We start from the raw sequence: 26559 nt of genomic DNA, 5'->3' as shown, positions 1-26559 counted from the left end.
GTATAATTATTATGATTAAAACCTAACTTTTGATTACCAGAATTGCCACCAAGGCTTTACAACTGGTTTTTTGATAACAGTACATACTCCATCAATTAGTTTTGTTCCGGGACCACAAATTCCGAATTTTTTCTCTTTTTGTTTTGGTTCCTCAATAGTTGGTTCCTCTAGTCCAACTGCCTGGTAAATTGACTCGTACTCTGGATATGTCTTATCAAACCAATCCTTGTAGGTCTTCTCATTGTTGTATCTATCCACATAATGTTGCGGATCTTTTATTTCATCAACAAATGGTGCAGGAATCTCTAATGGTTCCTCTAGTCCAACTGCCTGGTAAATTGACTCGTACTCTGGATATGTCTTATCAAACCAATCCTTGTAGGTCTTCTCATTGTTGTATCTATCCACATAATGTTGCGGATCTTTTATTTCATCAACAAATGGTGCAAGTCCTAGAACTGTAGGTTCATCTTCTGGTTCTGTTACTGGTGAATCCATTACATCATTAACTGTTATTGTAATTTCTTTTTTGTCAGTGTTTCCATCTTTTTTTGCAATCACATCAAATACGAATGTTTTTCCACCATCAGAAGCAGTTGGTGTCCATGAAAACATGCCTGTATTTGATATGATTTTAGAGCCTTCTGGATTTCTCTCTAAACTAAATACTACATCCTTTACAGAAGTATCTACTAGTTTTACTGAGAATGATACTAGTTTACCTTCATCAATTGTTAGTTTGCCCATAGGGCTAATCTGAACATTGTTTGCTTTTGGTGTAGCTGAAAATTCGTTTGATGCATCACTTGTTCCTGCTGCATTGATTGCAAAAACTTTGTAGGTATACTTTGAGTTTGTTGTAAGATTTTTGTGGGAAAATGTTCTAGTTGTACTCTCTGAATCTGCAACTAGGGTTGTAAAATCTACTTCATCTTTTTTTACCTGAATCTTGTATCCTGTAATCTCCGAGTTTCCATTATCTACTGGTGGACTCCATGCCAAATTGATCTGTGTTGCAGACACAACTGTTGCAGTTAGTTTTATTGGAGGTGTAGATTTTGTAATTTCTACTTCAGTTGATGTCATTGGTTCTTCAGTTGTATCAACAGAGTCATCCCGTGGAGTAGCTGATGCTGATTCTGATTCCTGAGTTGTACCATATCCAATTAATGCACTTACTGCAAAAGAATAGGTTTTGTCAGTTTGAAGATTTGAGACCACAAATGTTGTGATATCATCATCCACATTTCCTATTGTATCATATACACCTGAGATTACCTCCCGTTTTATCTCATAACCGCTAATCGTTTGTCCAAATGTTTCAGATGGTGGCAACCAACTAAGTTTGATCTGAGTAGGTGAGATTGCAGTTGCAGTTACTGCTGCAGGAGTTGTTGTATGCTTTGGTTTCTCTGAAACAATTGATGATGATGCACTTGTTCCCTCTGAATTTATTGCATACACACGATAAGAGTAAGTGTTCTCAGAGCTAAGACCCTTGTGGATAAACGATGTTGACTTGCTTCCAGTATTTTGAGTAATTACAATATAGTTTCCAGTTCCAGTTTTGTATTCTATTTTATATCCAGTGATTTCTGGTACTCCTTGAGCAAGATCTGGCTTGTCCCAAGTTAGAATTATTGATGTGGCTGATACTGGTGCTGCATCGATATTCACAGGTGGAGCTGGTACAAGTGATGGTGGCTCTACATCTACATTAAATGCCTGGATTCTGTCATTATCTGAATCTGCAACAAATAACAGTGCATTTACAGCATCAAATGCTATTCCCATTGGAGAATCAAACTCTCCATTATTAAAGCCGACACTTCCAAACTCATCAACAAAACAGACACCGTCTACTATCTCCTGAGTTGTTCCAGGACAAGTTGTTCCACCAATAATGTTGAAAATTTGTATTCTATTATTGTCAGTATCTGAAACATAAAGCAAGTCATTTGTCTCATCAAATGCTAACCCTGTTGGATCATCAAATTCTCCTTCATCCGAACCAGTTGTTCCAAATTCCTTTACATAACAAATTCCATCTACTGATTCTACTGTTCCTGATGGGCATGTAGTGCCAGTAACTAATTCAAAGACTATAATTCTGTCATTTCCTGAATCCACTACATACAGCATATCATTGCCATTATCAATTATCAATCCGGTTGGATTTTGAAAATCATCATTTCCATTAAAAGAGTCAAAACTAGTTACAAAATTCTCAGATGAATCAAATATGGATATTGAATCTCTTTCAGTATCAGATACGAAGATCTTTCTAGTGCCATCTTGAATTACAATGCTATTTGCACTGCCTAGATATTCATCATCCCCACTATCTGAGGAACCAAACTTTGATTGGAATTCCCCATCATCATCAAAGACCTGAATTCTCTCATTACCTGAATCAACCACATAAAATTTACCAAGTGCATCAATTGCTATGCTGAGTGGATTGTTGAATTGCCCATCTCCATTCTCATTTGCACCGTCTGTATTGCTGTTACAATTCTGAACTGCTGCCATATCACAAAATGATCCATATTGAAAATAATAATCCCCATCATCATCAAAGACATTGATTCTGTTGTTATTGTTATCAACAACATAGATGTTCTTGGAATTAATATCTAAAATCACATCAGTTGGATTGTTAAATTCGGTATTGCCATTTCCTGTATCTCCAAATTTAAATGAGAATTCCGGTTCAGCATTTGCTATTTGAGTAAATGCTATACAAATTACAAATGCTAGACTAGCTAGAATTTTTTTATTCAATATGGGCCTTTCCTGCCTAATTTTAATAAGTGAAATAATAAATTTCACTACTCATTTACTTAATTGCACTTAACACATGCTTGATCTAAATTCTGATGTATTTTTTAGTCTTGATTATCAATATTGCAGGTAATCCTGCATACATTCCAATATTGAGCAAAATTATTCCAATTCCTAGTGATACAATTTCAAATTCAGAATCAGCAAGTGACATTATTGATAGTGATGTCAGCATTGGTGTGATTCCAAGCTTTACCATTTCCTTGAATACTGGATTCTCTCGCTCCATATCTGCAATGTATGGTGAGAATGAATAATACAATTGGTTAAATCCGCTCATAAATGATGCACCAGACTCTGTACTCATCAATTGATTATCCCTAATTTCTCTGAGGAATTGTACTTGTGGTGCCATCTCAGAGCCATATGTTGCAGTTGCAATTAGACATCCTCCACCCTTTGAATTATCAACTATCATGCAAATTCCATTAACTAGCTCTGTTCCTTCTCCACATTCTCCAAACTCTTCTTCGACTTTGGGTTCTTCTGTTGTAGACTCATCTAGTCCAACTGCTTCATAAATTGTCATATCTGGATATGTCTTATCAAACCAATTCTTGTATGTGGTTTCCTTGTTGTATCTATCAATGTAGTACTGTGGATCCAAGTTTGGATCAACAAATGGTGCTAAGACCTTTGGGGCCTTTAGTCCAACTGCCTGGTAAATTGACTCGTACTCTGGATATGTCTTATCAAACCAATCCTTGTAGGTCTTCTCATTGTTGTATCTATCAATGTAATGTTGCGGATCTTTTGTTTCATCAACAAATGGTGCAGGAATCTCTAATGGTTTCTCTAGTCCAACTGCCTGGTAAATTGACTCGTACTCTGGATATGTCTTATCAAACCAATCCTTGTAGGTCTTCTCATTGTTGTATCTATCAATGTAATGTTGCGGATCTTTTGTTTCATCAACAAATGGTGCAGGAATCTCCAACTCTTCAGATTTTGGCTCTGGCTCTGGTTCCGGCTCTGGTTGAGGTTGTGGTGTGACTTTTTCAGTAACTGTTACTTTGATTGACTCTCTGTCAATTTGAGCACCTTTAGTTACAACTACATCAAAGAGGTATGATGCTGGACCTTGTGATGCAGTAGGAGTCCAAACAAATTTTCCTGTCTCTGCATTAATTGTTGCACCCGTTGGTGGATTCTTCTCTAAGGAAAATACAGCTCCTTCTACTGATTCAGTTAATGTTACAGTAAATGTCAAAGTCTTACCCTCTTCAATTGTTTTATCATCAATTGATTTTAGTTGTAATGTTACACTGGAAAATTCAAAAACTTGGTCTCCATCATACTGTAATTGAATGGTTGTTCCATTTTCAATTTTTTCTACAAATGCGGTTGCATTGTATATTCCTTTAAGTGAAAAAATATTTTCTACTGATTGAGGAATCGTTTCAAATTCTCCTTCTGGATCTGAAAATCCTCCAAGTAATTTTGATTTACCATTAGGATCTTTTACTATGACATTTACAAGAACACTACCTTCACTTTCTGTTCCTACAAATGATATCTTTTCTGCATTAGTGTAGAAGCTTTTGCCCATAGAAACACTCGTCACCTCAGCAAAGGCGGGAGTAATCATTAATACAAATAATCCAAATATTGCAAATAATTCAAGTTTTCTTAGCACGATACTGATTTGCCGAGTTGATTTTTAAAAAACGCGTATAATTTCTTCTTGTATCAGGCAAATTATTATTCACTAATATTACAAATCAAGCAAAAATCTCATGTAAATTCCCTTATCTTCTTTGATTTCCATGTCATAAAATGTAGGAGCCTTTATCTCTACTTTGAAGTTGTGTTTTTTAAAATCAAGGGATTCCCCAAATGCCTTTGCCTTTATTTGGTAGCCATCTGATTTTACAATTTCAAACTCTAATCTTTTGATTGCAAATCCCTCTGTAATTAGAACAAAGACAATCTCCTCAACCCAACTATAAAGCAGATAACGCAAATCTTTGCCCTCAGCTGAAAATTCTTTGTGTCCTTTTTCTTCAACCTTGTCTTGATCAAGTGTTAGATTAATTACTGCATTAGCAGTAACTGCAAATGCTTCTTTGAGATCCTTTGCAGTAACTTCAATAATTGCATCAGTTGCATGATCTAAAAACTTGTAGCTCAATTGTAGAGTATGAGAATTTTCTAACTATTAATTTAGGTGGTAGATGCTTTCTTGTCCATCTCAATTATTCCAAAGATATTCCCTTCAGTGTCAGTGCACTGTGCAAACCAACCAATTCCTGGAATTGGCATCTTTTGAGTAATTAATTGTCCTCCGTTGTCCATGATCTTTTTTGTAAACTCATCAACTGATGGAACTGTAATTGTATTTGTAATTCCCATTTGACCTGGCATTCTCTTTGCCAATCCTCCGTTAATTCCTGGTTCTTCCTTTCCAGTATCTGCCATATAGTATTCCATTGGTCCATCCCATTTGTCAAACTTCCAATCAAAAACATCTTTGTAGAACTTTTGTGCCCTTTCAAGATCATCTGCAGGAATATCAAACCATGAAACCCTTGGCATGATTAACTTTAATTTTTAAATTATTTAAAACTAAGCTTTCAAAATTACAACATTTTTCATATCTCCAAGTCTAGTATCAAGTTGCTATAATTGTGATAACAATGAAATAGCTACATGACTATCCTACATTATGGTATCTGTAATAGTAATCCCGATACTCATTGTTGCAATAGTTGGTTTAAGTGCATATTTGGTTTATAGATTTGTTCTCTTTGACATGCTTTGCAAAAGGTCAGTTGATAATACTCTAAAGAAATACAATATTACAAAAACTCCATCTCAAATTATCAAAGAATATTATGAAAACAAAGGAGAAAATAAATCTCACAAAGAGATTCAAGTCATTGAGAAGAACTATAGACAAAACGAACCAGAACAATTCTTAGCAATGTATGATGCAATTAGAGATTCTGAGAAAGTATAATCCTACTTTAATGGAATCTCAATAAATGGAGTTCCGCCTTCTCCAACAACTAGTGGTAGTTTACCATCCCATGCTTGTGTTTTAAGCCAATCCAAGTAATTTGGATTCTCTGCTAGGGCTTTGTTGATAATTGCAATTGCCTCTGCTTCACCTTTTGCTTCTGCAATGTTTGCATTTGCCTTACCAATAGCTTGGGCTTCAATCTGTCTTGCCTCTACTTCGATTCTCTTCAAGTCATTTTCTGCTCTTAGGGCATATTGTTCTGCCTCTACTTTGGATTCGATGGCTTGTGCAAATAATGGTGAGAATTCAAAGTCTGTAATTGAGATTACTTCTGTTACAACCTCAAATTGATTCAATCTTTCTGTAATTGCAGCTTCAATATCGTCTTTGACTAGTGGTCTTTTTGTAATTAATTCCTCAGCATTGTATTTTGCAGTTACTTGTTTTACTGTCTCTTCAATTGCTGGTTGAATTACTCTATTTTCATAATCAAGTCCCAAATTCTTGTATAGTCTGTGCACTGATTCTCTCTCTGGGTGATAGTTTACAGTAACTGTAGTCTCTACTGTTTGAAGATCTCTTGATGCACTTCTTGCTTCACTTGCATACTTTAGTGTGCGAACCTCAATGTTTACTACTTCATCTTGAAATGGTACAACAAAATGAAGACCTTCCTCTAATGGTGGCTTTGTAAGATCAACTGCATCCCAATGCAGTAATACTCCTCTGTGTCCTGCATCGACAATTTTTACAGAAGCTGATGCTACGACTCCAATTAAAATAAGAATAATTATACCAATTACGACTCCCTTTGCTGCACTCATATTCACATTAACTTTGGGACTTTGATACTTTGACAATTACAATATGTTGGCTATTTTCTACTATTATACCATCGTAATGGGAGAATTACTTTAGGCATTAGAATATCTGACCCTCAACAAATTTATCACATCTATTTATAGAAAAATCATGGAACCCAACTATTCTTGGATTTATCTGGTAATATTTTTGGCAATTCCACTAGCTAGGATTCTTCCTAGAGTAATTCAAAAAATGAGGGGTAAGGAGATGCCTGCTCCTAGAAAAATTCAAGATAATCCATTTCGTCCAAGTTATACTAATCCTCAAACTCAGACAAAACCAACTCAAAGCGAGCCTAAAAAACCACAAACAAAGGATATGCTAGTACTAGGAGAACTTAATCGCGGCGCTCACTCTTTTGATAAAATTCAAAAAAATACTGGATTTACAAATCAAGAACTTGAAGGAATTTTAGAGAAGCTAGAAAATAACGGATTTCTTAAAGTAGTTCACAAACAAGGAATTCTTGGACCAAAAGTTGAGCTTTATCCAACTGACAAGGGATTCAAAGAATACTATACGTGACAATCACAACTACAGCTACTTGGGATGCATCTATGAGTAATGCAGTCTTTGCAACCCTTGTTTCTTCCACTCTTTACTCTTAATCGTTCTTTGTCCACTCACAAATTAGACGAATCACACTCTTAATCTTTCTTGAATGACAAAGTAGATATTCCTGATTATTTTATACTGTGTGACAATTTAATGAAATCCTCTGATCTGTTTGTCAAATGCCTTGAAAGTGAAGGTGTTGAGTATATCTTTGGTCTTCCTGGAGAAGAAAACTCTGACTTTTGTTTATCACTGTTAAATTCAAAGATTCAATTTATTCTTGTTAGACATGAGCAATCTGCTGCATTCATGGCAGATGTTTATGGAAGAATAACTCCCAAAGTTGGAGTCTGTCTTGCAACACTTGGACCTGGAGCTACAAATCTTACAACAGGAATTGCAAATGCAAACATGGATAGATCACGTGTTCTTGCAATTACTGGGCAAACTGATTCGCATCTATTACACAAAGAGTCTCATCAAAATATGGATGCAATTACACTGTTTAAACCAATTACAAAATGGAATTGGTCAATTAGAAATAGTGATAACATTCCTGAAATTGTTAGACGAGCATTCAAAATCTCTCTTGAAGAAAAAAGTGGTGCAACCCACATTGAGCTTCCACAAGACATTGCAAAAAAAGAATCTACCATTCTTCCAATTAGACAATCATTGTCAATTCGCTCAAAGCCTCATCCATCGCTTGTAAATTCGGCTGCAAAACTAATCCTTGATTCAAAAAAGCCTCTAATTTTGGTGGGTAATGGCTGCATTCGTGAGAATGCAAGTTCTCACATTAGGCAATTTGCAGAAAAGTCAGGAATTTGCTCTATGAATACATTCATGGCAAAGGGTGTAATCTCTGATAAATCAGAGAGGCACCTTCAAACCATTGGAATTAAGCAGGCAGATCATGCATTGATTGCAATGAAGGATGCTGATTTAGTGATTGCAATAGGATATGATCTTGTAGAGTATAGTCCAAAACACTGGAACAGTGATTTGAGTAAAAAGATTATTCACATTGATTTTACACCTGCTGAGATTGACACATACTATCCTCCTGATGTGGAAATTGATGCAGATGTAGAGTATACAATCGATGCAATTCTAGAAGAACTTGAAAAAGAAAAGAAGGAAAATCCATCAATTGATTATCCAAAAAAAGAGTTTCCTGAATTATTTAAAAAAATTAAACAACAAGTAGTGGATAGAATAGAGCGTCACAAAAATCATACATCCTATCCAATAGAACCTGAAAAACTTGTAACTGATGTCAGGGCCGCTCTTGATGACAATGACATAGTGTTATCTGATGTTGGTGCACACAAGATGTGGATTGCAAAAACCTACAACACATATGTTCCAAACACTTGTCTTATCCCAAATGGATTCTGTTCTATGGGATTCTCAGTTCCTGGAGCAATTGCAGCCCAGTTAGTTTATCCTCAGAGAAAGGTTGTTGCAATGTGTGGTGATGGTGCCTTCTTGATGAGTGTTCATGAGATTGAGACAGCTTCAAGACTGAAACTTCCAATAATCATTGTAGTTTGGGTTGATGGTGGATATGGTTTGATATCTCTTAAAGAAATGGATGAATATGGTAAAGATGCATACACTAGATTCAACAACCCAGACTTTGTAAAACTTGCAGAAAGTTTTGGTGCAATTGGGTATCACATAAAATCTTCTGAGGAATTCCCAAAAGTCCTAGAGGAGGCTAAGAAATCAAAGGACAAGCCTGTAATTATTGCAGTAGATGTTGATTACTCTAGAAATAAACTTCTACTCCATGATGACTTTGAAAGTTAGATTACATGCAAATAACTGCTGCTTGCAGTTTTACTGATTTTTCTGAAATTGTAGAGTATGTGTTTGATAGTACAATATAGTAATTCCCTGGCTTGAGTAACATATCAAACTCTCCTGATTCTACCTTGTCACTGTTATACATTGAAAATATTCCTTGAGCATTTTGGAATTTTAGATAATTGTATTCATCAAAAACATACAAGACAATATTGTTTCCAAGGGGAGAACTAGCTGAAAATGCTATGTGAATATTTGCATTACAATCAACAGATATTGGAATGCTCTGGTATTTTCCTGGACTGACCGTGTATGTAGAATCTATTATTGTTTCTCCTGGAAATGATAATTCTTCATCTTCTGTTCCAAAGATTTGAGCAACAATAGAATCAATTACATTTCCAATGGTTTCGCCAAACGAATCAACTGCAGATGGTGTTTGTACTTGGTTTTTTTGAATCTCAGCCGATATTTTGTTTCTGATCTCAGTATACACTGATACTTTCTTTGATGACTCAAATGGAATTGGAACATCAATCCAAAGTATGTTAAAAACTGCAATTCCCTTTACCTTTAGATCCATTATCCCCTGAGCTTCAACAATAGATCTTACTGCAGGTTCTAGCCCGCTCTTTTGTAAATTCTGAAATGAAACAATCTCAATTGTCTGACCTGGATAGATTATTGTGTTAATTTTGCTTTCTCCTGTTCCAATTTGAATCCCATTAATTATCACATCATATGTCAAATCAGGAATATTAACTGGCAAAAATCCATTATTTGTGAGGCTAAAAATTAGATTTAGGTTTATCCCTTGGATTAATCCAAATGCTGCATCAAGCCAATTCCCAGTAAGTGCATCAAGACCTACACTGATCAGAGTATCCCAAGATAGCGTCTCCCAATCAATACTGAGTAATCTTACGTCATTGAGTTCAACGAAAAGATTGGTGTAAGAATATGCAAATAGTCCACCAAAAACTATAATGATTATTGAAATTATGGTTATAGTTATTGCAACTTTTTTGCCCATGATTTCTACATTAGTGCATAGAATTTAGACCTTATCTGCAAAATAGTATTATCTTCTTGTAATCCAAACCAAAACTGACAGACCAATTGTCTGAATTACATTAATTGCAAACAGGTAATGAGATACCATATCAGCTGACATCATCAAAGCCTTATCATCCATGTATAGAGTAGACCAGAATAACACAATCACTATATTTTGAATCATTAGCAAAACTGCAACAAGTACTAGACCCGATGTATAGTACGATCTTATCACTCTCATGTTTTGAACATATGTTGCAATCGTTACAAGCAGCAATCCTATGTTCAGAAATGCAGAAATAACTGCGGCAAGCATAAAGTCTACCATGAATACCATATCCTAATTTTTACTAATTCACTTTGTTCCAATTTTTTGCATTATCTCCTCTAGTATGCTTTGATTATCTTTCATAATTTGTGTTAAATGAAATTCTGCCCCGTATTCTTTTTCAGCCTTTACAACAAGTTCATTTTTTGATAAAATCTTTACATGATGTACAACTGTTTTGTGATCTAAATTCAAGACTGTAGCTATCTTGTTTGCATTCATTGGTGTATCTTTGATTAGATTAAGAATCTTAGCTCTGTTGATTCCCCCTCTAGTTCCTGCAATGATTGACCAAAGTATCATTTTAAACCTAGGATTAGGCACAGATTGACCAATATCTGTACCTGAAAATGAGAATAGGTTTTTCGGAATAATGTTTGAAAATGAATAACTTGGTAAAACTAGAATTTGTGCAAACACTGATTGCTCAGAATCAGAATAGGATATAAAAAATTCCTTTTGAGAATTAAAAAAATTATTGGGAAGATAACTCTGCACTTCCAAACAAAACACCAAATGTTTTACACCAGATCAGAACATTGCTGTATTTGCTAAGATCGGTTCCATCCGGAATATTGTAGTTTTGACTTCCTCTGTTTGCCTTGAGTTCTCCAAGATTTACAAATTCAGATGCGTTCTCATCAGTTGACAAATAAACATACAAGTCAGGTCCGTTTGTTGACTCAAAGTTCTCTAATCTAAGAACAGTACTTCCATCTTCTAATGGAATTGTGTATGTGTTACCTTGAGCATCATGTATTCCATCCCCAACACCTACAAATGTTCCGCTGTAAGTAATTGGTATCTCCTTTTCCATCATAGTTTCTCCCATCATAGTTTCTCCCATCATAGTTTCTCCCATCATAGTTTCTCCCATCATAGTTTCTCCCATCATAGTTTCTTCCTCCATAATTTTTTGATTTATTGCACCAACAGGAATTGCTTCATCAATAGTTGACTCTGTAAAATATGGTGATATTGCATATGCTGTTATTGAACCAACCACAACTAACACAATTGCTGCAAGCAAAGATTTGTTCATGATAAAATGATTGATTTTTGGTATAAAGCCAATTTTCCATTTTTGACCCCAATCTTTAGGCACAAAATGACCAAATTATGTGAAAAGATACTCGTAAAGTAATTTAGTAAGATTTCATTGCCACAATCAAATGGAGCCGTTTGATTCGTTTTTGATTTGGGTAACTGAATTTTTGGGTCAGCATCTCTATGAAGGGATTTTTTTAGCAGCATTGCTAGAGACAATAGTTCCTCCAATCCCAACACTTGCAATATTCCCTACTGCCGGATTCTTAGCATCACAACAAGGAATTTCATTAATTGGATTAATTCCGATGATAATTCTTGGTGCAATTGGAGCAACTATAGGAACCTCGGCAATCTATCTGATAGCATTAAAGCTTGGAAGAGTTGTTCTCCTTCGTTATCTAAAATATGTTCGGGTTTCTGAGAAAAAATTAGAACGTGTTGAGATTTGGTTTGAAAAATATGGTGACAAGGCTGTATTTTTGGGAAGAATGGTTCCTGTAATGAGGGAGATGATTTCCGTTCCTGCAGGATTGCTAAAGATGAGAATACCAAAGTTTGTGATTTATACATTTGCAGGTTCTTGTGTTTGGTCAACTGGAACTATACTATCTGGATATTATTTTGGAGAAGCAATAGGCCTTGGCACTAGCAATTTAACATCGTTGCCTTAAATATTGAAAACTACCTATGTATTGTATTCGTCCTATTGTTTGGCTGGATGTTTACAGGGATTCTTCAATGCTCCCCTAAATCATTGGAGATCTCTGTAATGATTATTTAATTTGTCTATTTCTACAACTTCTAATTTAAAATTAAAATTTAGATATTCATAAGTTCATAACATTTTTAACTCTTATCATATAATCTACGTGAAATGGATACTCCTTCATTATTGGTGAAATTCAGATTTGAAGGAGATAAAAAATCAGAAATTGCAAAACTTACCTATGAACAATATTCTAATCTAAAAGAACTTCCAATGACTATTGAATGCAATATTGTAAAAAACCAAAAACCAACCCTCTCAAAAGCCGACACAGAGGCTCTAAACAAAAAAATATCAAATGCGTTTAAAAAATCAAAATCTCATATTCAATCTCTTTCTGAATAAATTGACGATATTACCAAAATCATTAATTCTATGCAAAATTAATGTTCTTGATGTTTGAAAAGCTTTGTGGCAATTGCAATCACAAAAACTGTTGTACTGACTCTGCAGTGCCATTGGTTTTTCCAGATGAATTGAAAAAAATAAAATTAATTGATCCAAAATTTTCTGATCACACCAAATTAATCACTATTAAAGGAAAACAAATTACTGCAATTGAAAAGAAAAGCAATTCCAATGAATGTGTATTCTGGGATAGTAATACTGGTGGATGTTCAATCTATGACTCTAGACCTATTGATTGCAAACTTTATCCTTTTGACATTATTTATGTGGGTAATTCCTATCATTGGATTGTTTATTCTTGTAACAAAGACAGTGACTGGAAATGGAGCGAGTCTTATCTACAAACTTTGGAAAAATCAGCTGGTTTTGATGAACTAATGAATAATATTGATTTTTTCTCAGAACACACCACTATGGTTTTACCAACAGAATCTGAAAAAACACCATATATCGTTTTAAGAGAAGTAATTTGGGGATTCAGTTAATTTTGGATAATGCCAATGGTTTTTTATATTAATATATTATTTTAATATTTATTCAATTTTGTTGAGTAAATATAAAATTCTTTTATAATTTAAAAAAGATGATTTTTTATGGTTCATGATCCTTGGAAAGGTCTTTGTGACAAATGTCAAACTAGTACTTGCTGTATCAATTTTCTAACCCCGTTAATTACTTCTAAGGAAGCAAAATCTATTAGAGAGTTTTCTCATTTTTCTGACATCTCGGAGATTAAAATCATTAATGGATTAGAAATGCATTTTTTGAAAACAAAACCAAATACTCATGAATGCATGTTTTTAGGTTCAGATAAAAAATGTACTATTTATGAAGGCCGTCCTTTTGAATGTAGAATTTTTCCCTTTGATATTTACAAAATTGATGGAAATCTTACTTGGGTGGTGTATACATGTAATCCTGAACTTGATTGGACTTGGTCAGAGGAAATTCTTGTTAAATTTGAAAAAGAACTTTTTACTTCAGATATTGTTACACACATGAATGCGTTTATGGATCTTGAGAGAATTCAAGATGATGCTGGAGAAACATATGATTATAAAATTCTTCGGAGAGTAAACATTTAGAAATTTATTTTTCATATCATCACATTATTATGATATCAATTTGGTGAAAAAAATATGGGAAATGATAAAAAACCAGATATTGTACCTTCAAACTTATCGGCATCAATTAATTTTAAAATTATTGGAATAATAATTGCAGGCGTTATATCTCTTCAAATTGTTGTATCGTTTGTTGATGATCCGACTCTAATTGTTTATGCTCCTGCAATGCTAATCCCACTGTCTGTTGCGATACTAAGTTTTCTTAATTCTAGAAGCTTTTCTGAATCCTTGGTTTACCATAAGGCATTTTTTGCACTAGGAATAGGCTTTTTGGGGTTATTTTTGGGTGAATTTACTTATTTAATATATGAACAGTTCCTTGGGTTAGATCCTTATCCTTCAATAGCTGATGTGTTTTTTTATTTACTTTACCCGATGACACTAGTATATCTTATTTTGAATATTAGATTTTTTGCAGTAAATATTTCAGTGATTGATAAATTAATCCTCATTATCATTCCTTTAATTATTACTTTCATTTACATTTTGTTTTCGTATTCTTGGATTGAAGAATCCTCATTTGATTTCTTTTATGGAGTTGCTTTCATAGGAGCAATATCTACAACACTTGGCTTCTCAATATATGGTGTTAGGATTTTTAAAAAGGGAATGATGGAAACATCTTGGATATTATTAGCTTTAGGAATTTTATTATTTACATTTGGTGATTCATGGTATTACTATCTTGAATTATTTGAAGGGTATGATATTACACACCCAGTATTGTCATTATGGTATGGTGGTTATTTGTTAATTATGTATTCATTATTACTCCATAGAAAAATTCTATGATAAAAGAGCAATTTTTGTAAATCTAATATTTCTTATTTGATTTGATTACAAAATGCCTAAAGGTTTGTATTCACCTGAATTTTCTAACCTTGCAAATCTTTTTAGAACAAATTGAGCTGTCTCTCTAACATCTCGACTTGGATCATTTAGTGATTCTTTAATTAGTTCTTTAACTTCAAATGCTCTCATTAACCCAAGTGCTTCTATTGCCTCATGTTTTGATAGAATGCTATCATCATTTAATGAGATATCAACTAAAACAGGAATCTTGTCTCTTAGATTTCTAGCAGCAATTTGAAAACTTGCCTCATGTTTTACAACGCCATTTTGATCATTTCGTAGAGTCCATTCTAACAAGTCTGCAATTTTTTGTTTCATAGCATCGTTGAGTTCTCTTTCTTCCATCATTTCGCCAACTAACCAGACTGCATCCCAGCGTTTTGATTCGTCAGGATCATTTTTCAAGGTATTCTCGCAGTAAGCAAATCTTTCCAAATTAGGCATTTTTCTGACATTGTTTTCATCTATGAGTTGAACTGGCAAATTACCAAATTTGGGAATCAGATCTTAATAAAAATAGCTACAAATCCCAAAATACTAATTAATATGGAATTCTTAATAATAACATGCCTGGGTTAGATCACTTACTAGCAAAGTCTCTAAATGATGTTATTGAAAAAAATCTTGGTGCAAAAACTGCAAAAAAAATAGATGATAGATTATTTGAAAAATTTGGAATTTCACTAACTCAGGCAATGGAAGAATTTGACAAGCTTGATTTGGTATTAAGAGAATTTTTTGGAAAAGGTGCAGATGGTATTGAAAGAAAGTTCTTTGAAAATGTCTTTCAGACAAAATCTAAAAAATCAAATGATAACTGGTATACTTTATCTGATACTGCAATAAACTCAATTATACTTCAAACCTACGGTGATCCTGAAAAGAAAAAAATTCTAGAATCAGTTTCAGATGATGCAAAAATAATTGCCGATATCTTAAAAGAATGTAATTTGCCCAGAACCTCTGGTTATAGAAAAATTAACAATTTAATTGATGAAGGACTATTATCTGTAGATGGGCAAATTATGGTTGATAATAAAAAAATAAACAAGTATGTTTGTGTCTTTAAAAATCTTAGAATCCATATTAATAAAAATAAGGTTCAAGTTGATGTCCAACTAAACAATTCCGATAAACTACAGAGTACTATTTTACATACCCTGCAAATTTAATAATTTAAGATCATATTCATAAGGAATGATAAGATCCCAAATATGGGATTATGAACCTGCAAATTTCTAAATCAAAATCTTATGTTGGATTTATTTTTATTATTCTAGCAGCAGTACTTTCTTCTTTACTTCATGTTGTATCAAAACCCATGTTGGGATTTGGTGATATGGTGGAGATTAATCCAATTCTTCTTACATTTCTGATTTACATGATTTGTACTGCATTTTTTACTCCTGTAGCCAGAAAAACCGATCCAATTAGAAAATTTTCTCAAAGGGACTTATTGTTTATGTTCTTGATTGGGGCATCTGAAGTAGCAGCACTTGCTACTTACTTTTTTGGTTTACAAACAGCTTCGGTAGTTAATGCATCTATTTTTAGCAACAGTGAAATTATTTTCTCTCTTGTTATTGCAATGACTGTCTTTAAAGAAAGATTAAACATCAAAGAATGTATTCCATTTTCCATGATCATTGTTGGTATGATGATCATTCCAATAGGAAATGACTTGTATCAAAATGGAATGAATCTAGAACATATCGTTGCTGGGGATCTTTTGATTATTCTTGCAGGATTTTTTTATGCAGTAGACATTACACTTTGCAAATACATTGGAGACAGATATAATCCTAGAAGAGTTACACAGATCACATCATTTTTCTGTGCTATAGTTGCATTAGCATTACTGGTATTATTTGACATCCCAATACAGTTTGATCTAAACTATATTCCTAACTTAGTGATTCTATCAGTCTTTGGAACCGGAATGTCTACTTTGTTATTTTTGGCTGGATTGAAATTAATTGGTGCCGTTAGAACCATCTTGCTTTATTCTACAACTTCAATTTTTGGAATTATTTTTGCAGGAATATTTCTTGCCGAAGAGATTACATCACTTGATATTGTATGTCTAGTGATTACATTAACTGGGATTTTCTTTTTGCGTAACAAATTAGCAGAAGCTGAATCTGAACCAGAAATTACCACTAACGAAGACAATCGCAGAATTAATGAGAATCGAGGGATTAAAGTGAGTACTATGTAATTTTGAAGTCATATTGTAATGTGACTACAATATGCTATTTTGATAATATTTTAATAATATGTATCAGTACCAATTTTGGGATTAATGATGGTTAGTGTATATGCTAAATTCCACATTGGGGGCTATACCTAGCGTGACTGAAAAGACTGCTATAATTATTGATGATGATGATGTGATAAACTCACTATTAGTTGAACTAATGACTCTAAATGGATATGAAGTAGTTGGAACCGGATTTAATGGCAATGAAGCGGTCTTACTATACAAGAAACACAAACCAAGTGTTGTACTGCTTGATGTAAGAATGCCTAAAAAAAATGGTTTTGAAGCACTTGATGAAATCAAAAAATTTGATCCATTATCTACTGTAATTATGATTACAGGTGAAGTTGAATCTCAAACTTATGATAAATTGAATTCACTTGGAGCATCAGCTATCATCTATAAACCATTTGAAATTGAAAAACTGTTCAAAGTTATCAACAAAGTAGCAAAATCAAATAAAATGGTAGTTGAGTAATTATTTTAAAAATTACCTAGTGTTTTTTCCTTTTTTTCTTCCCAGATCAATTCTCTTAATCCTAATTCCATCCTTAGTGAATTTGCAGTTGATGGCCCAAATCCTTCATAGTGATTGTTAGACATTATCATAGCTAGTGGAATGTCTTGAATCTCCTTGAGTTTTTTTACCCAATCCTTTATCATGTTTGATCTGTCTTTTGATACCTTACCAAATTCTGAATCTGCAATTGAGCGGTCACCAATTAATCTGATATAAAGATAGTTTGTAGTTATTGTCATTGGATTGTTCACACCTGCAACATCATTCCAAACAAGACAGAGTTTATTTTGTTTTAGGTATGATATTGCATCTTCAGTAAACCATGACTCATGTCTACCCTCAATCGGATAAACAAAGTCATCAGGTAGCAGATCAAATAATTCTGATAATCTTGGCTTTGCCTCCTCAAATGATAATGATGGTGGTAGTTGTAAAACAAGTGCTGAAATTTTTTCATAAATTGGAGAAAGTGATGATAGAAAAGAGAATACTTCGGAATTTACTTTTTCCAGTCTCTTCTCATGAGTAATAGATGATGGAAATTTAGCTGTGAATCTAAAGTGTCTTGGTGTATCTTTATTCCACCTTCTTACTATCTCTTGAGCAGGAATTCGATAAAATGTTGAATTTATCTCTGTGATGTCAAAGATCTGGGCATAATATTTGAGCCACTCAGAACTTTTCAGGCTCTTTGGATAGAATGTACCTGACCAACCATGATAGCTCCAACCAGTACACCCTATCTTGATATTCATAATAAATTACGACTTATTGTGGTCTTAAAAATTTGAAAGCTGACTATTGCGGTTCAACCTTTACACAGTCCTGCTTGTATGCTCAGACAGGTAAACAATCGCCTGCATAGACAATAGGGCATTGTGTCAGCTTTCTATTCCTAATACGCGTTTCTCAGATAAAAAGAGCACTCACTTTTTCCACTAGTGGTAATTTTAGGCGATCAAAAAATAGTAAGATGGATAAGTCCTACTTGATGTTTATATCAAAAATATCTCAATTCATTTTATGTTTCGTATTAGAAAGAAAAAAGAATTTGTGTATATCTATATCCCTCCAATGCCCAAAAGAAAATCCTCAGACTAATTTTTATTAAAAACAAAAAGAGAGATTGTGATAATTATCATGTCTCCAAAACAAAAAATATCACTAATTGTAGGTTTTCAAGTTATGCTAATTACTGGAAGTTTTATGATAATGATATATCTAGAATCTGAATGGACAACTCTTGGAAATACAATTGATCATGCAGGACTAAACAGATTGCTAACACTTAGAACAATGTTAGAAATTCATAATTTTGAACATAATGGATTTAATTTTAATTCTCAAACTATGCCAAAACTTTCATCTCTAGAGTCTCTTAAAGAAAATCTGTATTTAATTAAAGAAGGGGGTAGTATGGATGGTATTTCACTAGTAAAACTTCCTGAAAAACTCCAAGACACATGGAATCTTGTGGAACAAGATTATGTTAATTTTGAAAGCAGCATTAAAAACTATTTTATTTCTAATTCAAATGATCGTAATGAATTACTAAATCAGGTTGATACACATGGTGAAGTTCTAATTCAAAGTTCAGATAATCTGGTCTCTGATATTGCATTATTCCTTCTCGAAATAGAGTCTTTGATAATTAGTTTCCAAATAATTTTCTTGATCATTAATGTAATTGCACATGTGCTACTAGTTTATCTCATCTTTAAAATTCTCAACAATTTTTCAAATGAGAAAATAAAATTAGAAAAGTTTGCAGTAATTGGGGAGATCGGTGCAAACATCGCTCATGATCTTAGAAATCCATTGACTGCAATCAAAGGGTCATTTGATATACTGAAAATGAAAAAGAAAGAACTTGATGATGAATTTGCAGAAAAACAATTTAAAAAGATCGAAACTTCAATAAACAAGATACAATACTTAACAAACGATATTTTAGATTTTGCAAAAAATCAAGAAATTCAAAAAGAGGAATTTAGTCTTTTAGAATCAATTAAAGATGCAATAAATGAAATTCCTATCTCCAAACAAATACAAATCAAATTACCCGAAAATGATTATAAAATTTTCGCAGATAAAATTAAGATTGGCTCAGTAATTTCAAATTTGATAAAAAATTCTGTCGATGAAATAGGAGATAATGGAAGTATTAGAATTGATCTAAATGAGAATTCACAAAACACAGTCATTACAATTGAGGACTCTGGAAAAAGACTTACAGAAGAGAATTTAAAAAAAATTTTTGACCCTCTTTATACAACAAAACAAAGTGGTACTGGCTTAGGACTATCAATATGCCAAAAAATCATAGAGCAGCATGAGGGTACAATTCGTGTAAAGATTAATCCAACTAGATTCATCATATCACTACCCAAAAAATAAGATTATTTTTTTGGATAGAATTTTTTTGCAAGCTCTCTTAACTTTTCTGCTGAGAATGGTTTTTCCACTAATTCTAGGGCTTTTTTAGCCTTGACTTCCTTCCATTTTGTGTAATCAGCATGTGCTGTCATAAAAATTATTTTTGACATTGAAAATCTCTCTTCAAGCTCAAAAAAAGTTTCATATCCATCAAGTTTTGGCATTTTGATATCAAGGAAAATCAACCCTGGTTTGAATTCTTTATATTTTGCAATGGCATCCAGTCCATCTTTTGCTTGAATCACATCATATCCAAACAATTCCAACAAAGTACTTACAGTATCTAGTACTTCAGAGTCATCATCTGCTACCATAATTGTTTTTTTATTCATTAATTATCATCTCAATAACACACATTAAATTTTAAGGAATTGACATCTTCTCAATTACTATTAGACGATCTTTGTAGAATTTTTGTGCTTCTGTAATAAAATCTGAAAACCATTTTTTAAGTTTGGGATCATTGTCTAGTACTTTTTTTAGATAATTTTGATTTACTTTAGTTTTTTTCAACAGAATGGGAAAATATAGTAATGTGATAAAGAACCACAGTGAAATCAACTCTCCAATTTTTTCCTCATTAAATGAATGTGAAAGTGTATTCGATTTGATATTAAAAAAAGAAATAAGCTCGTAAAACTCTCTGTTTTCAATTTTTAATATGTTCAAATTATCAAATAATAATCCTTTTCCTAACAATGAAATATTGTAAACAGAATCTCTGATTTGTGATTTTAATATTCCCCAGTTTCCAAAAACCAAAGGAAGTAAATTTTCATGGTTTCTTACCATTGTGTCAATTTGTCTCTCTGTAAAATCCATTACATCTAAACAGTACAAAATGCCATAAAGTGACAAACGATATTTGTTACCTGGATTTCTTTTTGTGGATATGCTGTCAACTACAACAAGATGTAGATCTAAAATTCCATCTGAGCGTTTTCCCTTGTCAACTCTGCCTACTAATAATCTGCGATATTCTTTTTCCTTTGTGCGAATTTTATCGATTTCTGATGGAAATCTTATTTTTGCCATTTCCCATGTAGTCATTGGTCCATTTAGTGCAAGAATTTTGAGAATTTTCTGAACATTTTCTTGATGCTTTGATTTTAGGCTTGATTTTCCGTATAATTGATGAGCTATTGGTCTAATGTAATACTTGTATGAAAGCAATCCTGGAATTTTTTTCTCATCAATAATAACCATACCGTAACTGGTATGTTACATTAATATAAAAATTCGTATCTGAGTAAGTTAGGTAGTTAAGAAATGGCCGAACGAATAACAATTATGCTTGATGATGATCTGGTAAAAAAACTTAGATTAAAGCAATCTCAAATCATTCAAAAATCTTCATCTAATGTGAGTTTCTCACGTGTTGTAAATGAATCACTTCGAATTTGTTTGAAGATGAAATAATTATTTTCTGGAATTATCTATTTTCAAATATCCCTTATCTATCATCCACTGAATGTTTTGAACAAAAGTTACATTGTTAATTTGATCTGTTGTCCACCATTTGACAGGATTCTTAAACCATCTGGGAATTTTGTTTTCTGAATATGATTGTGAATTATTCAAAATTCCATTATTAGCTAGTTCATTTAATCCCTCAACAAACGTCTCATCATCAATTATATTATTAGACCATAGTATTGCAGAATCTTTTACCCCTTGTGGAATTATTACAATTTTCTCAACAAAGTTTTTACCATCTTCTGTTCTACACTGTCTCGGATAGGATTCCATGATTGGTAATCCCGCAGCAAGACAATCCTCAAAACTGTTAATATTATCTAATGGAACAATTCTAAGTATTTTATCATCATTGGGTTGGGGCGATCCTCTTCCGTCTTGGTTGCTAGTTAGAATGTATAGATATCCATCAGGTCCAGTTGCAACATCTCGTAATCTGCCAAAACTATCTTGGAATAATTTCTTATGTGAGACTACTTTGTTTTGTTTCAAATCAAAATCAATCATGTGGAGATGCTCTCCTCTCAATGCTGCAACAAAATATTTTCCACTCCATTGTGGAATTTTACCTCCCTTGTAAAATTCTGCACCTGATGGTGCCCATGTATCATCGCCAGAATGCAGAATAGGATTTTGCATTCCCTGCATTGTCTCATCACCAATTATGTCTGGCCAGCCATAATTTGTGCCTGGAGAAATAACATTGATCTCATCATGTGCTACTCCTCTCCATCCTGATGGTCCATGCTCAGTAGCTACTAAATTTCCAAAATCATCCCAATCAATTCCTTGTGGATTTCTATGACCGATGCTGTAAATTGCAGAACCCGCCCATGGATTATCATCAGGTATTGTTCCATCTGAATTAATTCTGAGAATCTTTCCACCAAGTGAATTTAGATCTTGTGAGAGCGGTGGATTTCCAGCTTCTCCTGTTGTGATGTAGAGTTTTCCATCTGGTCCAAACTTTATTCTTCCACCATCATGAAATGGTCCTCCTGGGATTCCATCAAGTAGCACTTTGTCTTCAGAAACTTTGTCATCAGTTACAACATAACGAACTATCTTGTTAGTTGTTGTAAGAAATTCATTGTAAGTGTAATAAAGATAGATGTAATGGTTTTCTTCATAATTAGGATCTACTGCAACACCGAGTAGCCCTCCCTCTACACCACCAACTCTAATTGAAAGTAATGGTTCTTGTAATATCCCATTCTCGATTAATCGAAGATTACCTGTTCTTTCTGTGAAAAAGATCTTTCCATCCGGAGTCCAGTCAATACTCCATGGAACTTCTAGATTATCAGCTATTACTTCGACTTTGACATTATACTCTGGGAATTCTTGCGCAGAAACTGCTGGGATTAACCCAAGAAAAATCATACAAATAATTACTTCTTTCATAAAATTCAAAGCTGACATTTTAGAATTAAGTCTTGTCCATAAAAATTAGTATTGGAACTTAAGACCAACAACGATTAGTTATTTGGTGACAATTCCAATTGAATATGATTTTGTAATTTAGTATTTAGATCATACTGATGATTTCTACGTGCTGGTTATATGCAAAATATCTTCTGATCCACACAATGAGATACGTCTCGGCGCTTTTGATGGTATTATTGGTAGTATCTCTTACTCCAGTCTATGGCCAAAATATTCACTTCGATGAGACTGAAGAAAAGATTCGGGCTGAAATTTTAGAATGTGAGAAAAATATTACATCAGATGATTCCATGACTGAAGCTGTCAAAACCGTAAAGAAGCGAGCCTGTACTACTGATATTCGCAACAAATACGCAGAAAATCCTGTTACATATGCTGTACAAAATGAAATAAAGATAAAATTGCAAAATCTTCAAAAATGTCAGGACTGGTATTCTCAATACCAATACTTGGATGAATCAAAATTCAAGATTCAAAAAAATGAACAGCTAGCAGATAGCTGTATTGTTTTGTATAATGACTCTCTTTGGAAATATGATGGTAAAGACAGAGAGCAGATTCTATCTGATAAACTTGAATCTATTAGAGTAACCATTCCAGTTAAAGCAAAAAGCGTTGATGAGTTCATTAAGGTTGCACAAGCTGACTATGATCGAGTTCAAAAACTAGAGCAAAAGATTACCCAGCTAGAAAAGGAACTTGAAAACAAGGACTTGCTTATTCGCGAGCAGATGAATGTAATACTTGATTTGTTTAGCTCTATGAAGAATATTTTATTTGATGGGTTCAAGTCAGTTTATTCTAATATTTAGAATTTTTTGAAATCTGTGGTAACTCAATTTCAAATCTCTTTGGATTATTATAAGCTGATATCGTTCCGTGATGCTGCTCAACTAGTGATTTGCAACTAGCAAGTCCAAGTCCCGTTCCCTCTTGTTTTGTTGTGTATAATGGCTCAAAGATGTTTTCCAAATCTGTATCAGAAATTTCAGGTCCGCTATCATGGACTGTGATTATCACTTTGTCATCTTTTAGTTCCGAGGAAATGATGATTACTCCATTTGTTTCAATTGACTGAATAGCATTTACCACTAAATTAATCAGAACAATTTTCATGGCCTCTGCATCGCACTCTATTTCAATATCTGTATCCTTTGTTTCAATGATGATGTTTTCTGGCTTTGTGATGTCAAGCAATGCTGAATCAATAATTTCCTGCAATGGTTGCCTTGATAATTTTAATGGCTTTCCCTTGATAAAGTCTAAAACATTGTCAATTTGATGCGTCATTCTGTAAATTGCAATATCTACCCTATCGAATCTGTCAATATCCTCTGGTGTCAAATTCTGGTTTTTCATCTTGATAAAATCCAGAGTTCCTTTGATTACAGTTAGAGGATTTCTAATATCGTGTGCAAGTCTTGATGATAACTCTCCAATTGATGATAATTTTTCTTGTTTGAGAATTTTTGATTTGTATTTTTCCAAGTCTTCAGACATTTTATTTAATGAATTTAAAATTTCATTGACATCAGAATTATTGTATTTTTTCTCTATTTTTACAAACTTTCCTTCTGAAATTTTTTTTGTCATATTTATTAGTTGATTGATTGGGTTTGAGACAAATTTTGAGATTAGCATAACTACTATTGTTGCAACTACAATTGCTGTAATTGTGGAAATGATGAAAATACTTTCCATTCTTTGCTCAATGTCTATGATATTATTTTGAATCTGATCTATTCCATTAATTTCCATCATTGTATTTTCTTCTATAATTTGATGAAACTCTTTTTCAAATAATTCTAGTTTCTCAAAAGCCTCGTTTTTTGACATTTCTCCATTTTTAAATTGTTGATAAATATTGCAGTGTTCCTCAATTGCATTTCTGTATAGTGTAACATAGTTTTTCATCTGATCTCGCATCAATGATGGTGCAAGATAAACACCTGCTGAATCTTTTACAAATGCCAAAGAATCATACTTTTGAAGGGAGAGGTCTAGATTTTCTAACTGCTTTTGATATTTTGCATGTGTCTCTTCATTTTCAGTTTGACTTTGTAGAATCTGAACTACAGTAAAATGCATCCTTTGATAATGTGATTTGATTTCTTGGAGATACGTGATTGCAGGAATGCTCATGTCTTTGTGATATTGAGAAATATGTTCAATGTCTTGAAATAATTGCCAATGTGTAATGCTTGAGATTCCAAATATGGATAGTACTATGATAAAACCAATTATCATTACAGACGTGGTCTTCATTTGATTTTTTTTGAGATAATTGAATTAAAGCACTTGTCTTGAGTTCAATATGACAAAAATCAAAAATTAACTTGATATCTTTTTGGCCTTTGCAAATACTGCTGACCATTGAGCCCATGTGAGCCTGCCTGTCTGGGTGTTTTGCTTTGATGGGTGATACGATGTGAGAATCGTGATATTGTCATATCTGAATAGCTTATTGTGTCCAAATTTTTCAGGTTTGATTTCGTATAATTTGCAGGCAGCATCATATGCAATCCTGCCTAGACAGAGTACTATTTTGACATTTTTTAGAATTTTTCTCTCTTGCTCTAGGAATCCAAAGCATTGCTGCATCTCCTCTTTTGTCGGTTTGTTCTGAGGTGGCGCACATCTAACTGCGGCAGTAATGTAGGTATTAATCAAGACCAGTCCGTCATCTTTTGTTTGGCTTGTTGGAATCGATGCATAGCCATGTTTGTGCATGACTTTTGCAACCCAGTCACCTGACGAATCTCCCGTAAACATTCTTCCTGTTCTGTTTCCTCCATGAGCAGCTGGTGCTAGTCCGACAATGAGTAGTTCTGCATTGACATCCCCAAATCCTGGGAGTGGTTTTCCATAATATTTTTCATCTTTGAATCGTCTGACTTTATTTTTTGCAACATCCCTGATGTACACTGCAAGTCTTGGACATTTTTTGCAGCTTGCAATCTTTTTGTTTAGAGATTCAATTGAGCTCAACAGATACTTTGCTTTTTTGTCTCAATAAAAATACTCTTTTCTTCTTCAACAAAGTTAGACTCTACGTTTCCAGAACTGTTCATGTAGTGGAATACTGTTCCATGTGGTAGTTTTGTTTGTCCTATGTATTTCATGATTTATCTCTCTGATTTTTTATTTAACCCAATGTGTGTTCAAAAACTACACCTGTTCAGGATCCCTGTCTAGGTTAATTCCAATTGATTGAGCCCATCTGACAAATTCTTCTATTACCTGGTTGTCTTTTTGTGTAAACATGATACCATGATTTGATTTGAAATAAAAGCAATTACTAATCACTTATCTATTGTCCATAAGCTAAGTCTAATAAGAGAACATATTACAAAATCGATATGCCTGCAACAGGAAAGGTTAGTTTGACAAGACAGACAATCTACTGCTTTATTCCAATTTTAGATTTGTACTCAGCTTACAAAATCAAAAAACTCCGTTGGTTTTTACTTGTAATTCTTGGACTTGGTCTGACACTAAGCACAATCTTTGGAAATCTTAATCCGATAGAAGATGATGAAGAGTATGCAAAAAAACTGCTTACTCCAAAGATGGAGATAAACTGGGAATATGCAATTTTAGGTGAGAATCCCTTGTTATCTATAATTTCCATAATTGTAATGGATGGGGCAATCTATGGCACCAAGGTATATGTCATTAGACGCTGGTCTAAATCTTGGAATTCAAACTTTCAGACATAATCGTGCCTGCCAGGTGTCAAATCTACCAAAAATTGTCTCATTTGTTATAATACTTACGATGATCTTAACCGATATTCT

At 33.4% G+C, this 26559-nt stretch carries 32 protein-coding genes; 15 read left to right on the top strand and 17 right to left on the bottom strand.

Going from position 1 to position 26559, the window contains the following annotated elements; genetic code table 11:
* Positions 1-33 precede the first annotated feature (33 nt).
* From ACX119_RS08970 to ACX119_RS08955, 4 genes are all read right to left on the bottom strand, one after another.
* On the bottom strand, positions 34-2784 hold the full coding sequence (locus ACX119_RS08970; protein WP_459350914.1) for a fibronectin type III domain-containing protein: 2751 nt from the start codon (positions 2782-2784) through the stop codon (positions 34-36).
* Positions 2785-2869: 85 nt separating this feature from the next.
* Complete coding sequence (locus ACX119_RS08965) at positions 2870-4480, bottom strand: CFI-box-CTERM domain-containing protein (RefSeq protein WP_459350913.1); 1611 nt, start codon at positions 4478-4480, stop codon at positions 2870-2872.
* A gap of 78 nt (positions 4481-4558) precedes the next feature.
* The gene (locus ACX119_RS08960; RefSeq protein WP_459350912.1) at positions 4559-4975 is read right to left on the bottom strand and encodes an archease; all 417 of its coding nucleotides are present in this window, start codon (positions 4973-4975) and stop codon (positions 4559-4561) included.
* Between the two features lie 32 nt (positions 4976-5007).
* Positions 5008-5379, bottom strand: a complete 372-nt coding sequence (locus ACX119_RS08955) for a VOC family protein (RefSeq protein WP_459350911.1) — start codon at positions 5377-5379, stop codon at positions 5008-5010.
* 130 nt (positions 5380-5509) lie between these two features.
* Here ACX119_RS08955 and ACX119_RS08950 point away from each other — a divergent pair, with 130 nt between their 5' ends.
* Positions 5510-5803 (top strand): hypothetical protein, encoded by a 294-nt coding sequence (locus tag ACX119_RS08950; protein WP_459350910.1) that lies wholly within the window; start codon positions 5510-5512, stop codon positions 5801-5803.
* Between the two features lie 2 nt (positions 5804-5805).
* Here ACX119_RS08950 and ACX119_RS08945 read toward each other — a convergent pair whose 3' ends face one another.
* Positions 5806-6666, bottom strand: a complete 861-nt coding sequence (locus tag ACX119_RS08945; protein ID WP_459350909.1) for a prohibitin family protein — start codon at positions 6664-6666, stop codon at positions 5806-5808.
* Positions 6667-6778: 112 nt separating this feature from the next.
* Here ACX119_RS08945 and ACX119_RS08940 point away from each other — a divergent pair, with 112 nt between their 5' ends.
* Both ACX119_RS08940 and ACX119_RS08935 read left to right on the top strand, forming a co-directional pair.
* Positions 6779-7195: a hypothetical protein gene (locus ACX119_RS08940; protein ID WP_459350908.1), complete on the top strand. Its 417-nt coding sequence runs from the start codon at positions 6779-6781 to the stop codon at positions 7193-7195.
* 183 nt (positions 7196-7378) lie between these two features.
* On the top strand, positions 7379-9040 hold the full coding sequence (locus ACX119_RS08935; protein WP_459350907.1) for an acetolactate synthase large subunit: 1662 nt from the start codon (positions 7379-7381) through the stop codon (positions 9038-9040).
* 1 nt (position 9041) lies between these two features.
* On the opposite strand, the gene ACX119_RS08930 is transcribed toward ACX119_RS08935, so the two are convergent.
* Genes ACX119_RS08930 through ACX119_RS08915 form a run of 4 tightly spaced genes read right to left on the bottom strand, consistent with a single transcriptional unit; the run spans position 9042 to position 11463 of the window.
* Positions 9042-10070, bottom strand: coding sequence for a hypothetical protein (locus ACX119_RS08930; RefSeq protein WP_459350906.1), 1029 nt, complete (start codon positions 10068-10070; stop codon positions 9042-9044).
* A gap of 48 nt (positions 10071-10118) precedes the next feature.
* Positions 10119-10421, bottom strand: coding sequence for a hypothetical protein (locus tag ACX119_RS08925; protein WP_459350905.1), 303 nt, complete (start codon positions 10419-10421; stop codon positions 10119-10121).
* A gap of 27 nt (positions 10422-10448) precedes the next feature.
* Positions 10449-10841 carry an ArsR family transcriptional regulator gene (locus ACX119_RS08920; RefSeq protein WP_459350904.1) on the bottom strand — a complete coding sequence of 131 codons (393 nt, stop codon included), beginning with the start codon at positions 10839-10841 and terminating at the stop codon, positions 10449-10451.
* Positions 10842-10896: 55 nt separating this feature from the next.
* The gene (locus tag ACX119_RS08915) at positions 10897-11463 is read right to left on the bottom strand and encodes a DM13 domain-containing protein (protein ID WP_459350903.1); all 567 of its coding nucleotides are present in this window, start codon (positions 11461-11463) and stop codon (positions 10897-10899) included.
* A 130-nt stretch (positions 11464-11593) separates the two neighbouring features.
* Here ACX119_RS08915 and ACX119_RS08910 point away from each other — a divergent pair, with 130 nt between their 5' ends.
* The 5 genes from ACX119_RS08910 to ACX119_RS08890 all read left to right on the top strand — a co-directional run bounded on the left by ACX119_RS08910 (position 11594) and on the right by ACX119_RS08890 (position 14564).
* Positions 11594-12142 (top strand): DedA family protein, encoded by a 549-nt coding sequence (locus ACX119_RS08910; RefSeq protein ID WP_459350902.1) that lies wholly within the window; start codon positions 11594-11596, stop codon positions 12140-12142.
* A gap of 203 nt (positions 12143-12345) precedes the next feature.
* Positions 12346-12582, top strand: a complete 237-nt coding sequence (locus ACX119_RS08905) for a hypothetical protein (RefSeq protein WP_459350901.1) — start codon at positions 12346-12348, stop codon at positions 12580-12582.
* 113 nt (positions 12583-12695) lie between these two features.
* The gene (locus ACX119_RS08900) at positions 12696-13130 is read left to right on the top strand and encodes a YkgJ family cysteine cluster protein (protein WP_459350900.1); all 435 of its coding nucleotides are present in this window, start codon (positions 12696-12698) and stop codon (positions 13128-13130) included.
* 108 nt (positions 13131-13238) lie between these two features.
* Positions 13239-13730: a YkgJ family cysteine cluster protein gene (locus ACX119_RS08895; RefSeq protein WP_459350899.1), complete on the top strand. Its 492-nt coding sequence runs from the start codon at positions 13239-13241 to the stop codon at positions 13728-13730.
* Between the two features lie 54 nt (positions 13731-13784).
* The gene (locus ACX119_RS08890; protein WP_459350898.1) at positions 13785-14564 is read left to right on the top strand and encodes a histidine kinase; all 780 of its coding nucleotides are present in this window, start codon (positions 13785-13787) and stop codon (positions 14562-14564) included.
* A 45-nt stretch (positions 14565-14609) separates the two neighbouring features.
* On the opposite strand, the gene ACX119_RS08885 is transcribed toward ACX119_RS08890, so the two are convergent.
* Positions 14610-15107 (bottom strand): HEAT repeat domain-containing protein, encoded by a 498-nt coding sequence (locus ACX119_RS08885; RefSeq protein WP_459350897.1) that lies wholly within the window; start codon positions 15105-15107, stop codon positions 14610-14612.
* 83 nt (positions 15108-15190) lie between these two features.
* On the opposite strand from ACX119_RS08885, the gene ACX119_RS08880 reads away from it, so the two are divergent.
* The 3 genes from ACX119_RS08880 to ACX119_RS08870 all read left to right on the top strand — a co-directional run bounded on the left by ACX119_RS08880 (position 15191) and on the right by ACX119_RS08870 (position 17362).
* Positions 15191-15796, top strand: a complete 606-nt coding sequence (locus ACX119_RS08880; RefSeq protein WP_459350896.1) for a hypothetical protein — start codon at positions 15191-15193, stop codon at positions 15794-15796.
* Between the two features lie 50 nt (positions 15797-15846).
* The gene (locus ACX119_RS08875; RefSeq protein ID WP_459350895.1) at positions 15847-16842 is read left to right on the top strand and encodes a DMT family transporter; all 996 of its coding nucleotides are present in this window, start codon (positions 15847-15849) and stop codon (positions 16840-16842) included.
* 133 nt (positions 16843-16975) lie between these two features.
* Entirely contained in the window at positions 16976-17362 is a 387-nt protein-coding gene (locus ACX119_RS08870) for a response regulator (RefSeq protein ID WP_459350894.1), read from the top strand.
* A gap of 5 nt (positions 17363-17367) precedes the next feature.
* Here the strand turns inward: ACX119_RS08870 and ACX119_RS08865 are convergent, their stop codons facing one another.
* Positions 17368-18159 carry a DUF72 domain-containing protein gene (locus ACX119_RS08865; RefSeq protein ID WP_459350893.1) on the bottom strand — a complete coding sequence of 264 codons (792 nt, stop codon included), beginning with the start codon at positions 18157-18159 and terminating at the stop codon, positions 17368-17370.
* Positions 18160-18544: 385 nt separating this feature from the next.
* Between ACX119_RS08865 and ACX119_RS08860 the strand changes: the two genes are divergently transcribed.
* The gene (locus ACX119_RS08860; RefSeq protein ID WP_459350892.1) at positions 18545-19801 is read left to right on the top strand and encodes a sensor histidine kinase; all 1257 of its coding nucleotides are present in this window, start codon (positions 18545-18547) and stop codon (positions 19799-19801) included.
* Between the two features lie 2 nt (positions 19802-19803).
* Here ACX119_RS08860 and ACX119_RS08855 read toward each other — a convergent pair whose 3' ends face one another.
* Both ACX119_RS08855 and ACX119_RS08850 read right to left on the bottom strand, forming a co-directional pair.
* A complete protein-coding gene (locus tag ACX119_RS08855) occupies positions 19804-20172 on the bottom strand; it encodes a response regulator (RefSeq protein ID WP_459350891.1) in 369 nt (122 codons plus the stop codon).
* Between the two features lie 31 nt (positions 20173-20203).
* Positions 20204-21046 carry a hypothetical protein gene (locus tag ACX119_RS08850; RefSeq protein ID WP_459350890.1) on the bottom strand — a complete coding sequence of 281 codons (843 nt, stop codon included), beginning with the start codon at positions 21044-21046 and terminating at the stop codon, positions 20204-20206.
* 63 nt (positions 21047-21109) lie between these two features.
* On the opposite strand from ACX119_RS08850, the gene ACX119_RS08845 reads away from it, so the two are divergent.
* Entirely contained in the window at positions 21110-21259 is a 150-nt protein-coding gene (locus tag ACX119_RS08845) for a hypothetical protein (RefSeq protein ID WP_459350889.1), read from the top strand.
* Here the strand turns inward: ACX119_RS08845 and ACX119_RS08840 are convergent, their stop codons facing one another.
* Positions 21260-22720 (bottom strand): PQQ-dependent sugar dehydrogenase, encoded by a 1461-nt coding sequence (locus tag ACX119_RS08840; protein ID WP_459350888.1) that lies wholly within the window; start codon positions 22718-22720, stop codon positions 21260-21262.
* A gap of 185 nt (positions 22721-22905) precedes the next feature.
* Between ACX119_RS08840 and ACX119_RS08835 the strand changes: the two genes are divergently transcribed.
* Positions 22906-23574: a hypothetical protein gene (locus ACX119_RS08835; RefSeq protein WP_459350887.1), complete on the top strand. Its 669-nt coding sequence runs from the start codon at positions 22906-22908 to the stop codon at positions 23572-23574.
* Here the strand turns inward: ACX119_RS08835 and ACX119_RS08830 are convergent.
* The 3 genes from ACX119_RS08830 to ACX119_RS08820 form a co-directional block, all read right to left on the bottom strand.
* The gene (locus tag ACX119_RS08830; RefSeq protein WP_459350886.1) at positions 23564-25027 is read right to left on the bottom strand and encodes an ATP-binding protein; all 1464 of its coding nucleotides are present in this window, start codon (positions 25025-25027) and stop codon (positions 23564-23566) included. The two genes, ACX119_RS08835 and ACX119_RS08830, sit on opposite strands and share 11 nt — an antisense overlap.
* Before the next feature lie 66 nt (positions 25028-25093).
* A complete protein-coding gene (locus ACX119_RS08825; RefSeq protein ID WP_459350885.1) occupies positions 25094-25750 on the bottom strand; it encodes a uracil-DNA glycosylase in 657 nt (218 codons plus the stop codon).
* The gene (locus tag ACX119_RS08820; RefSeq protein ID WP_459350884.1) at positions 25747-25884 is read right to left on the bottom strand and encodes a hypothetical protein; all 138 of its coding nucleotides are present in this window, start codon (positions 25882-25884) and stop codon (positions 25747-25749) included. Before ACX119_RS08820 ends, ACX119_RS08825 begins: the two co-directional genes overlap by 4 nt.
* Positions 25885-26121: 237 nt before the next feature.
* Between ACX119_RS08820 and ACX119_RS08815 the strand changes: the two genes are divergently transcribed.
* Positions 26122-26481: a hypothetical protein gene (locus ACX119_RS08815; RefSeq protein ID WP_459350883.1), complete on the top strand. Its 360-nt coding sequence runs from the start codon at positions 26122-26124 to the stop codon at positions 26479-26481.
* Positions 26482-26559 lie beyond the last annotated feature (78 nt).

The sequence above is a fragment of the Nitrosopumilus sp. S4 genome, from assembly GCF_054515835.1.
Note: the sequence above shows the minus strand (reverse complement) of the source record. Positions and strands in the feature narration are given on the sequence as shown.